The sequence below is a fragment of the Coleofasciculus sp. F4-SAH-05 genome, from assembly GCF_040222985.1.
In the GTDB taxonomy this organism is placed as follows: domain Bacteria; phylum Cyanobacteriota; class Cyanobacteriia; order Cyanobacteriales; family Coleofasciculaceae; genus Coleofasciculus; species Coleofasciculus chthonoplastes.
The window spans coordinates 1-7,975 of the sequence record NZ_JAVKBY010000034.1 but is presented as its reverse complement, the minus strand read 5'-3'; the positions used below and the strand labels follow the sequence as shown (position 1 = coordinate 7,975).

Below are 7,975 nucleotides of genomic sequence, written 5' to 3'. Positions count from 1 at the left end.
GTTTTTCCTTGACCCTTAAACTCAAAAACCAGCATTTGACGTGGAAAACTTATGCATCAACATTGTAGCACATAAAAGTCGTCCTGGAAGGTGTTCCTGAGCATGTCGAAGGACGAGGCTTGAGACCCATTTTTTCGGTCAAATGTAGTGCGGCTGATTTCCCCGATAGACTCATCTGACTGTTTGTAGTCAGCGCTGTCGGGAGCTTCTGGCACGAAGATTGCCTACTACAAAACCAACTGCACCAACTCCCTTTAAACTAAAATGAGAATTTCCCCATCCCATCATGCCCCCAACCATTGCCTTAATTGCCCACGATCGCAAAAAAGATGATATTGCTAACTTTGCTAAACAATACACCCCCATCCTCTCCCGTTACCGCCTAATCGCCACCGGAACCACCGGACAACGCATTCACGACCGAAGTAAGTTAGAGGTTGAGTGCCTATTGTCGGGTCCTTTGGGCGGAGATGCCCAAATCGCAGCGGAAGTGGCGACAGGTGAGGTGATTGCGGTGATTTTCCTCATCGATCCCCTGTACGCTCAACCCCATGAACCAGACATTCAGGCATTGTTACGCATCTGTAACGTTCACAATGTCCCTCTGGCGACTAATCTTGCCACGGCTGAAGCAATTATCGCCAATTTTGCCAAAAATCGCTTTGCTTACCTGATTTTTAACCCTGTTTCGGGTCAAGGCAACGCCGAGAAGGATTTAACGCTGATTCAGCAGCTTTTAAAACCCCAACTGCATCTCGATATTCACCTAACGACGCCCGATCGCTCTTCGGTAGAGTTAGCGCAAGAGGCGATCGCATCCGGTGCAGATCTGATTATCGCCTCAGGTGGAGACGGCACAGTTTCGGCTGTCGCGGGTGCTTTGATTGGTAGCCAGATTCCCTTGGGGATCATCGCCAGAGGCACAGCTAATGCGTTTGCGGTGGCGTTAGGCATTCCCACAAATATTCGCGCCGCCTGTGAACTGATTTTATCAGGCATGACGCGGGTGGTTGATGCTGCACGGTGCAATCAGCATCCGATGATTTTGCTCACCGGGATTGGCTTTGAAGCCGAAACCGTGGAACGAGCGGATCGAGAGGCGAAAAAACGCTTGGGCGTCTTAGCTTATATTTTGGCAGGGATGCAGCAACTCAACGAACATAGTGTGTTTGAGACGGAATTGGAGATTGCCGGGATTACCAATCAATGTCAAGCCGCCGCCATCACCATCGCCAATGCAGCACCACCAACCTCTTTGATGGCACAGGGAATGGGGGAAGTCATTGCCAATGATGGGTTATTGGAAGTCACGATTAACACCCAAAACACCAAAATCGAAGCCATGGATGCGATCGTCGATTTACTTGGTGCTGCATTAATGCGCAGAGCCGCCCGTCGAGAGGATACAATTTGTTTACGGACGGGACAAATCAAGGTAAGCACCAATCCTCCCCAAAAAGTGGTTGTTGATGGGGAAATTATTGGCACAACTCCAGTCACGATTGAATGTATTCCCCAGGGATTAACCGTCATTGCTCCCCTGGAAGTGTCCCAGCCTGCGGATGAACAACCGCCTGTTAATGAACCAGAGTGAATAAGTAGGTGGGGATCGTCATTCGTCATTTGTCTTATGTCATTTGTAATAGTTTAATGGATATTTATATAAATTAACATATTTCAGTATTTCAGTTTATTTCCACCGACTTACTTACCAGGAGTTACTGTATGAGTAATCAGCATGATCTCGATCAACGCAAGCTTTTATCAGCCCTGTGTCATGGCTCAATCTTTTTGAGTTCAGTTATTGTTTCTGTGGCGATCCCCATTGCAATTTTGTTCGTGACGGATGATCCGATTGTCAAGGCAAATGCCAAAGAAGCCCTCAATTTTCACATTAACCTCTATATCTATGCTTTTGTTTCTATCCTGCTAATCGTTGTCATCATTGGCTTTTTATTCCTGGCTATTTTAGGCATGGTTAGTCTAATCATGCCAATTATTGCTCTAATCAAGGTTCTGGATGATCCCAGCCAACCTTACCGCTATCCGTTTATCTTTCGCTTGATTTAGGTGATGATGACTGGGAAACGTCTCTGGCATCCTCCACCCTCTACCCTTGTCCTCTCCAGCCAAGATATCCATGTCTGGCGGGCTGATCTGAATCAACCGATCGCACAGATCGAGAGATTAGCACAACTCCTGTCTCCAGATGAACAGCAACGGGCAAAGCGATTCTACTTTGAGCGCGATCGCAACCATTTTATTGCAGGTCGGGGGATTTTACGGACAATCTTGGGTCGCTATTTAAATCAACCGCCCCATCAAATCCAGTTTGACTATAGTCCCCGTGGCAAACCCGCGATCGCAACCAGTAATCCCAATCAAACATTGGGTTTTAATCTGTCTCATTCTCATGGATTAGCCTTGTATGCTCTATCCTCAACCCTTAAACTGGGGATCGATCTCGAATATCGGCGTCCGATGCCTGATGCAGAGAAACTCGCACAACGTTTCTTTACACAAAGAGAATATACTGCCATTCGGACTTTAACTGGGGATCAGCAACAACTCGCGTTTTTCAACGGTTGGACAAGCAAAGAAGCCTATTTAAAAGCAACTGGTGATGGGTTAGCCAAGTTGTCAGAAATTGAGGTATCTCTGATGCCAGGAGAAGCGGCTAAATTGCTGAGTATCGCGGGAGACTCTAACGCGGCGTCTCATTGGTCACTTTTTCCCCTGATCCCAGCATCGGATTATGTGGCGGCTGTTGCGGTATTCGGGCAGAATTGGCAGATCAAATGTCTTGAGTTTGAACCTTAACTTCCTGGACAACTCTTGAATCATTTGAGTAGGGGCACGATATTATCGTGCCCCTACACCATTTAGGGTAAGGGCAAAGGACAAATGACAAATGACGAATGACTTAAACTAATTCGACGCGATCGCCGATCGTTTGACTAAACAGTGAGTCTTGCTCAACTTCTGGCGGGTGAGGGGGAGCCACCATAATTACAGCATTATGCTGAGAGATGATCACCTCTGGATCGAAAATAAATTCACTATAGTCAGCCAGATCATCCAATCCCAACACATTTAAAACGATCTCAGATAAAACCCAAGTCGTCACTTTGAAACATGCCTTTTGCCACTGCTTATGCCTATTCATCTGTTTTAGGCTCCTGCGATCGGTGGTTGAGATTTTGCCTTCTGGCTCGAAGATTGGTGTTTCCAGCAGTACCATCACTGTTAGCGGCTCAATCTCTACTCGTACATTCAGTGCGATTACCTTGATTTCAGCAATCTTTACAAAAACTTGTCCAGAACTTACGCATTCCTTTATCTGTAGAGACTGAATAATTGTGTCGAAGGCTACACATCTTAACTACACCCTGTTTCCTGCGTTAGTTCCTTGTTGATGCCAAGCCCTAAATACTCACAACTTGGCTTTCATTCAATACCTTAACTAAAGTTATGTAAAGCATCACACCTTCAACCTGGTGCTTAAAGTAAAGTTTCGATGAAATTTAGCGTGGGGAGATAAAAATCAGCAATACCCTGCTAGTCGCCAGGGTTTCCAGGCAGATGGGGTGAGGGGGTGAGGGGGTGAGACAAGGAAGAGTTTTCACGAAAAACAGGGCGTTTCGGCTTTTTACAGTTAGCTTGACCGAACATGATTCTGTACGGTTTTTCTCCCTTGTCTTCTTGTCACTTTGTCCCCCTTGTCTTATCTCAACCATAAAATAAAAAACCTACACCTGTCAGGAGAGGGTGAGGGGGGGTTCATACCAAACCTGGCGATAAATAAGTTCTAATTCACTTCCCACCTCTGCAAAGTAGTCCATTTGCTGGGAGTGTAACGTGACGATAGTTCGGAGAATTAAAAGCGCAATAATTGCCACAATCATACCCGCTGCTGTAGTAATTAGCGCTTCACCAATACCTCCAGCCACTTTTGTTGCCTCAACGGTTGTTCCTCCCCCACCAATTTTCAGGTTATTGAATGTACTAATTAAACCCGTAACTGTTCCCAGTAGACCCAATAGAGGCGCAACGGCTACAATAGTTTCCAGGAGTTTTTCACCTTTTCGCATTTTGATGAATTCTTTATCACCGGCGGCTTCCATGGCTAAACGAAAGGTTTCTGGTGTTGGCTGTTTTAGCTTGAGGGGGGCATAAAGAAAGCGACCAATGGGTAAGTGTTGAGCCGATTCTGCTATGTCTTTAGCCTGTTCTAAGTTAGACTGTGCCGCTGCTAGCACATCCTTAACCAGGGTGGCTTCTTGGCTTAATAATTGAAACCAAAACCAAGCACGATCTAGCCCACAGGATATCGTTAATATAGATAATCCTAACAGGGGCAGCATGACGAAACCGCCTTGGATTAATAAATCATAGACTCTTGTCATTTTAAATATCAGCTAATTCCGCACAATCACCCCTGGTAACTTTTATCTTATAACGGTACAGACCTATTGTCCAACAGGTAAAGAATTAGATTCCCGACGGGTTCTGGTAGGGGATTTATCTTCAGTTTAACTATTTCGCGATCGCGACTCGATAATCCCGGTCAATAAAAGTCATATTAAACATAGTGTCGCGGTTGCGTAAGAATTTAATCAGACTCGACTTGGGTTCAAATTTTTTCACACAAGCATCGGCTGTTTCATTATACCGAGTTTGAAATTCTTTTTTTAGCTTGTTGACCGCTATGTCATCCGTTCCTAATTTTTTAATCATTCCTTCTATCATTTCTTTGAGGATTTTCTCTAAGGTTTTGACTGAATTAATAGAGGATTGAGTCGATTGGATTTCTTTTTGGCTTTCTGGGTCTCCTGGGTTACCGATTGTGACACTATAAATCTTTCCAGATTTTTTGATTTGAAATAAATTACAGTCTTGCAAAAAAGTTATAAATTTATCGCCAAGGCTCAAGTCTTTAAGCACCTGATTAACTGATTGCTTATGCTGTTTACAGAATTCAGTACCCACATTAGAAATGGGAACAGAGGTTTGACCTGAATTCGCCATGATTATTTTGACAATTCTAGCTAACTCTTGTTCTAACTCAACTTTTGATTGAATCGTTGTATGTAAAGAACTATCTAAATTAGGGGATTCGGTCGAGGCACTCGGATTAGGAGCGATAACTGAAGTATTCATTTCAAACAAGGTTACATACAAATCTGACTGTTCTGGTAAATCATGTAACACAAACTCCTTCGGATAATCGCGAAAAAAATCTTGAACCGTTTTGCCGGGACAGTGCAATGAGACTAAGTGACTGATCCTGGTATGGTGATGGCTGCAAAATAAAGTGGAAACCTGAGACAGTTCCACCCAAAGATTCCCAGTGCGAGTTTGTTCAAGTCTAATAATCGCTTTAATTTGATTAATAAATTCTTCGGGACCCGGAATTTCAGGTGGCGGACTCAGGGAATGCCGTTTAGTTTGGTTGGTATCACTATTTAAGACGGTGATAGTATCCCCTTGTTTGCGAACTAAATAGACGGTAAATCCATGAGTCTGAAGTGTATTATAAAGATGAGTCATCCCGCCATCCGAGGAGCAAACTAATATTTCCCTGGCATTGGGATAATGGATAAAAATTGATGCTCCCACCGTTGCCATTTTCATATCGGCACTATCTTTCCCCGGTGGAACGTGAATCAATTCATACCCGCGACTGTGGAATTCTGCGTCTTTTTTGCCGAGGCTGCGCCAATTGGCAAAGGCGACTTTAATTTGAATCGGATAGGTACAGAGTTCCTCTAGGAATTTTTCAGTTTTGATATCCAGTTGTAGGTTTTCGGCGTCGAGTAAAAGAATGGCAATACCGGGGGAATGATTAGTCACTGAAGCCGAAGGGGGTAAAGTTTCAGAATTATCTGAACTGACCAATTCCGGCGACGGCGATGGGGACGTTTGGGGAATTGAGGATTGTAGAGTTTGAGTCAATTCACCAAAACTGGGTTGGGTAAAATAGCTGGGAAGGAGTAAACTTTCTAGGAAACGCCGTAGGTTTATCAGTTTGGCTTCCTCGTCCTCAACGTGAGTCAGTCGAGCTTTTAGCTTTGTGATGAAGACAGATTGATTGTGGGAGGTGTGCCAAGGAATCGTCCTATACTTTTGTTTGAGGAGTTCCGGATGCTGCTGTTGGATATCCAAGACAATGTGGTAAACGCGATCGCATATTTGAGCAATAGTTGCTGTATCAGTTGCCAATGGCGCATTGGACGGATCAGACATATCACAAAGTAGCACGGAGGATGGCTTATACGTCCATAATAAAAGAAACAAAAAGCTTTACACATCTTAACCATGGCGAGAGATCTGCGGGCATTTATCCAGGTGTTAGAACAACGGGGACAATTACGTCGGATTACGGCGTTGGTTGACCCGGATTTAGAAATTGCCGAGATATCCAATCGGATGCTACAGGCAGGCGGACCTGGACTATTATTTGAGAATGTCAAAGGTTCATCATTTCCCGTCGCCATCAACCTGATGGGAACCGAGGAACGGGTGTGTTGGGCGATGCATAAGGAACATCCCCAAGAGTTGGAAACATTGGGGAAAAAGCTGGGAATGCTGCAACAGCCGAAACCACCGAAGAAAATTTCCCAGGCGGTGGAGTTTGGCAAGATTTTATTTGATGTCGTCAAAGCCAAACCGGGACGCGATTTTTTCCCCGCCTGTCAGCAAGTGGTGGTGGAAGGAGACGCCCTAGATTTAAATCAACTGCCCCTAATTCGTCCTTATCCAGGGGATGCGGGCAAAATTATTACCTTGGGGTTGGTGATTACTAAAGACTGTGAAACAGGTACTCCTAATGTGGGTGTGTACCGTCTGCAACTCCAATCCCGGACTACCATGAGTGTTCATTGGTTATCAGTACGGGGTGGGGCGAGACACCTCCGCAAAGCGGCGCAGAATGGTAAGAAACTGGAAATTGCGATCGCGCTAGGGGTTGACCCCTTAATTATTATGGCAGCCGCCACGCCAATTCCTGTAGACCTTTCCGAATGGCTGTTTGCTGGACTCTACGGCGGTTCAGGGGTGCAACTGGCAAAGTGCAAGACGTTAGATTTACAAATTCCCGCTGACTCCGAGTTTGTCCTAGAAGGGACAATCACACCAGGGGAAGTATTACCTGATGGACCCTTTGGTGATCACATGGGGTATTACGGCGGCGTCGAAGATTCCCCAGTGATTCACTTCCACTGCATGACTCATCGCCAAAACCCCGTCTATCTTACCACCTTCAGTGGGCGTCCCCCGAAGGAAGAAGCAATGATGGCGATCGCACTCAATCGGATTTATACGCCAATTTTACGCCAACAAGTATCCGAGATTGTGGATTTCTTCCTCCCCATGGAAGCCCTCAGTTACAAAGCCGCGATTATTTCCATTGATAAAGCCTATCCCGGACAAGCCAGACGGGCAGCTTTAGCGTTTTGGAGTGCTTTACCCCAATTTACCTACACCAAGTTTGTGATTGTTGTGGATAAAGACATTAATATCCGTGATCCGCGTCAAGTGGTGTGGGCAATTAGTTCCAAAGTAGACCCGACGCGAGATGTCTTTATTCTGCCGAATACGCCCTTTGATAGCTTAGATTTTGCCAGTGAAAAGATTGGTTTAGGCGGACGTATGGGCATTGATGCAACCACTAAAATCCCCCCCGAAACGGAACACGAATGGGGCGAACCATTGGAATCAGATGCTGATGTTGCGGCTAGGGTAGATCGGCGCTGGGTCGAGTATGGCTTAGATGATTTGGAATTAGGAGAGGTTAATCCGAATCTGTTTGGCTATGATATGCGGTGAACAAATTTTTGACACTCCCACGGCTTAAAGCGCGTGGGATTCTACATTCATCGTCAGAACTTGCTCTACCAGGCTTGCGCCAAGTAGCGTAGAGGCTCCAACTCCTGTAGCGTTACTTCGGGATTGCCCATCCCTAGATTTTGCCTTG

General features: G+C 45.4%; 7 protein-coding genes. 4 read left to right on the top strand and 3 right to left on the bottom strand.

Features of this window, described 5'->3' with window-relative positions; genetic code table 11:
• Window positions 1-286 precede the first annotated feature (286 nt).
• The 3 genes from mgsA to RIG27_RS03500 all read left to right on the top strand — a co-directional run bounded on the left by mgsA (window position 287) and on the right by RIG27_RS03500 (window position 2,820).
• Window positions 287-1,594: a methylglyoxal synthase gene (gene mgsA, locus RIG27_RS03510; protein ID WP_446342481.1), complete on the top strand. Its 1,308-nt coding sequence runs from the start codon at window positions 287-289 to the stop codon at window positions 1,592-1,594.
• Window positions 1,595-1,725: 131 nt separating this feature from the next.
• On the top strand, window positions 1,726-2,070 hold the full coding sequence (locus RIG27_RS03505) for a DUF4870 domain-containing protein (RefSeq protein ID WP_446342479.1): 345 nt from the start codon (window positions 1,726-1,728) through the stop codon (window positions 2,068-2,070).
• 3 nt (window positions 2,071-2,073) lie between these two features.
• Window positions 2,074-2,820, top strand: a complete 747-nt coding sequence (locus RIG27_RS03500) for a 4'-phosphopantetheinyl transferase family protein (RefSeq protein WP_446342477.1) — start codon at window positions 2,074-2,076, stop codon at window positions 2,818-2,820.
• 103 nt (window positions 2,821-2,923) lie between these two features.
• On the opposite strand, the gene RIG27_RS03495 is transcribed toward RIG27_RS03500, so the two are convergent.
• The 3 genes from RIG27_RS03495 to RIG27_RS03485 all read right to left on the bottom strand — a co-directional run bounded on the left by RIG27_RS03495 (window position 2,924) and on the right by RIG27_RS03485 (window position 6,246).
• Window positions 2,924-3,241 (bottom strand): hypothetical protein, encoded by a 318-nt coding sequence (locus tag RIG27_RS03495; RefSeq protein ID WP_446342475.1) that lies wholly within the window; start codon window positions 3,239-3,241, stop codon window positions 2,924-2,926.
• A gap of 517 nt (window positions 3,242-3,758) precedes the next feature.
• Window positions 3,759-4,406: a MotA/TolQ/ExbB proton channel family protein gene (locus tag RIG27_RS03490; protein ID WP_446341853.1), complete on the bottom strand. Its 648-nt coding sequence runs from the start codon at window positions 4,404-4,406 to the stop codon at window positions 3,759-3,761.
• A 130-nt stretch (window positions 4,407-4,536) separates the two neighbouring features.
• Window positions 4,537-6,246, bottom strand: coding sequence for an NYN domain-containing protein (locus RIG27_RS03485; protein ID WP_446342472.1), 1,710 nt, complete (start codon window positions 6,244-6,246; stop codon window positions 4,537-4,539).
• A 72-nt stretch (window positions 6,247-6,318) separates the two neighbouring features.
• Here RIG27_RS03485 and RIG27_RS03480 point away from each other — a divergent pair, with 72 nt between their 5' ends.
• A complete protein-coding gene (locus tag RIG27_RS03480) occupies window positions 6,319-7,827 on the top strand; it encodes a UbiD family decarboxylase (RefSeq protein WP_446342470.1) in 1,509 nt (502 codons plus the stop codon).
• Window positions 7,828-7,975: the final 148 nt, after the last annotated feature.